At 51.7% G+C, this 2,844-nt stretch carries 3 protein-coding genes and 1 pseudogene; 3 read left to right on the forward strand and 1 reads right to left on the reverse strand.

Translation table 11 applies throughout. The features are described 5' to 3' along the window. The 3 genes from ABF824_RS15145 to ABF824_RS15155 form a co-directional block, all read left to right on the forward strand. On the forward strand, positions 1-249 hold a 249-nt coding region (locus ABF824_RS15145; RefSeq protein ID WP_415489822.1), incomplete at its 5' end, for a hypothetical protein. A 265-nt stretch (positions 250-514) separates the two neighbouring features. Beyond that, a protein-coding gene (locus ABF824_RS15150; protein WP_415489823.1) for an IS5 family transposase occupies positions 515-1,269 on the forward strand; the annotation gives its coding sequence in 2 pieces (ribosomal slippage) (positions 515-851 and positions 851-1,269; 756 coding nt in all). A 58-nt stretch (positions 1,270-1,327) separates the two neighbouring features. After that, complete coding sequence (locus tag ABF824_RS15155; protein ID WP_415489824.1) at positions 1,328-2,578, forward strand: IS701 family transposase; 1,251 nt, start codon at positions 1,328-1,330, stop codon at positions 2,576-2,578. A gap of 149 nt (positions 2,579-2,727) precedes the next feature. On the opposite strand, the pseudogene ABF824_RS15160 reads toward ABF824_RS15155, so the two are convergent. Then, positions 2,728-2,844 (reverse strand): annotated as a pseudogene (locus ABF824_RS15160) (IS3 family transposase); the annotation flags it as partial.

Below are 2,844 nucleotides of genomic sequence, written 5' to 3' on the forward strand. Positions count from 1 at the left end.
GTATTTTATTATTTATGTTGGATGGTTGTCATGTTTTTTGTGGAATGGTCAACAGGGTTTTGTGTTGACTATGAGAAGAAAAAACAGCGCGTTACTCAACATAAAAACCTGTTGAGCAATGGAGATAAAAAGGGAAATCATGCCAAAATCCAGAGAAAACCAAGGTTCTGGAAAAACCCGGTATTTCCATCACGCGGGATAGCTTGGAAAACACGACATAAGACATATGGAGCAACGACAAACCTTTAAGGGGCAGGATTATATGCCTGAAGGGTAAAATGTTTATGATGTGGCAATTCTGAGCGTTTCCATGAAATGTGTGGTTATATGGTGGGACACAACCAGTCTCACAAAAAGCCCAATCGATACTTTGGTCAAAAAATCAAAAAAATCCCCCCAGACCCCCGGTCACTATGTGACCTAGGGCGTGTCGTCAGTTAAGCGGGATGCTTATGCCGCTTGTACTTCTGCCTGATCTGTGATGTTTTCTCTCTGTTTTTCAGGGAGAGTGTGAATGCGACGGTATGGTCTGAGCGATGGTCAATGGGAGCGGATAAAAGATTTTCTCCCCGGTCGTGAAGGCTATGTCGGTGGGACGGCTGCGGATAACCGTCTGTTTATCGAAGCCGTGCTATATCGTTATCGCGCAGGCATTCCCTGGCGTGACCTGCCTGTCCGCTTTGGGGACTGGAAGAACGTGCACCGACGGCTGCGTCGCTGGTGTGAAAGCGGTGTGATTGAACGGATTTTCCGGCATCTAGCTGCTGACTATGACAACGAATACATGATGATCGACAGCACGATTGTCCGCGCTCACCAGCATAGTGCGGGCGCCTGTAAAAAAGGGGGGTGGATCAGGCCATCGGGCGGTCCCGTGGCGGACTGACCACGAAAATCCACGCCATTGTCGATGCCGCCGGGAAGGCTGTGGCTCTTTCCCTGACGCCCGGACAAAGGGCCGACATCACTGAAGCAGAGCCATTGCTCAATGAAGTCGATCCCGCGGCCTTCATCGCCGACAAGGCTTATGACGCCGATCCCCTCATCGAAAAACTTGAAGAGCAGGAGATCACACCAGTTATTCCCTCAAAGAAAAATCGTATCTGTCCACGAAAAACCCTTTTTTCAATTTATAAAAAACGAAATATCATCGAACGGTTCTTCGCCAGACTGAAGCAGTTCAGAGGCATTGCAACACGATATGACAAGCTGAAATCAACCTTCATCGCAGCAGTGCAACTTGTTGCCGCAATTCTCGGACTTAACTGACGACACGCCCTAGCACTACAGTTGCATTTTGTGTTGAGTTCTGACTCTATGGATACCCATGATTCAGGATATGATGACCGGTGGTGCGTCTGTTGAAGAGACGCTGGAATTATGGGTGCGTTCGCTTCGATCAGCCAAGGAGCGGATTGTTCCACTCTTTACGCAAAAGCGTGTCGCGGATTCAGCGTGTTCTTTTCTCGATGTTTTAATTGGCAATGATCCACGCAAGACAGGATGGATGCGGGCAGAAGCCGTAGGAGATCCTGGTCCCTGGCGGCAGCAGGCGCTTCTGGGGCGCGGGCGCTGGGATGCCGATGCCCTACGTGACATCGTCAGGAATTATGTGATCGAGCATCTGGGCACTGACGATGGCGTTCTGGTCGTCGATGAGACTGGTTTTCTGAAGAAGGGTCAGGCGTCGTGCGGTGTGGGGCGGCAGTATACGGGATCTGCCGGCAAGATCACGAACTGCCAGATTGGGGTATTTGCCACCTATGTATCGGCGCGGGGCCATGCTTTTATTGACCGCGCCCTGTATCTCCCGAAAGACTGGACATCTGACCGTGAGCGCCTGAAGCAGGCCCACGTTCCCGATGACGTGGTGTTTGCAACCAAACCGGCGTTAGCCTCGATGATGATTGAGCGGAGTATTGAGGCCGGTGTGCCCTTCCGCTGGGTTGCAGCAGACAGCGTTTATGGCGTGGGAGATGTGGAACGCACGCTTCGTCGGGCAGGCGTTGGATATGTCCTTGGCGTCAAAGGCAATCACTGGTTCGGGTCATGGGCAACCAACCCGCTGATTGCAGGAGAAGCCAAAGATATTGCTGCAAACCTCCCAGAGCAGGACTGGTACCGCCTATCTGCGGGACACGGCACAAAAGGTGAGCGGCTGTATGACTGGGCGTATCTTGCGCTTGCTGATCTGGATTCTGAAGAATTTGACTGCCCTATTGCCGGACCATGGACACGCGGCCTGTTGATCCGTCGGAGTATAGGCGATGGAGACCTAGCCTATTTTACGACCTGGTGCCCGAAAGGGACAACCATGCAGGAACTCGTGAACGTTGAAGGGACGCGCTGGAGGATCGAAGAATGTTTCGAGACAGCCAAAAACGAATTCGGTCTTGATCACAACGAAACCCGCTCCTGGCATGGTTGGCATCGGCATGTCTCTCTGGTCATGCTCGCCTATGCCGTCATGGCAAGTGTCCGGTATCAGGCAAACTCACGGAAACCAAAAAAAACACAGCGCAGGACACGATCGTCCTCGTCCGCTGGTCCATACAGGAAATCAGGCGCTTCGTCGTAAAGCTTGCACAACGCAGGTTACCCGTCGCCCATATCCTCAGATGGTCCGTCTTTCGACGAAAACATCAGGCAAACGCTATGCGCTCTCACTCACAATACAAAATGCAACTGTAGTGCTAGCACAACCTCTTGATTGACTATAGCATGCGGATGTCCATGGATGAAGGCGAACCTCATGGCTTTTGGCTCGCGAAGAACTGGGGACTTTTTTAGAATTTCCCTCTCCTCCCGCAGAATTCGGTTCTCCAGATGAAGACGTTCATTCTC

It is taken from the genome of Acetobacter sp. (assembly GCF_047721705.1).
Taxonomy (GTDB): domain Bacteria; phylum Pseudomonadota; class Alphaproteobacteria; order Acetobacterales; family Acetobacteraceae; genus Acetobacter.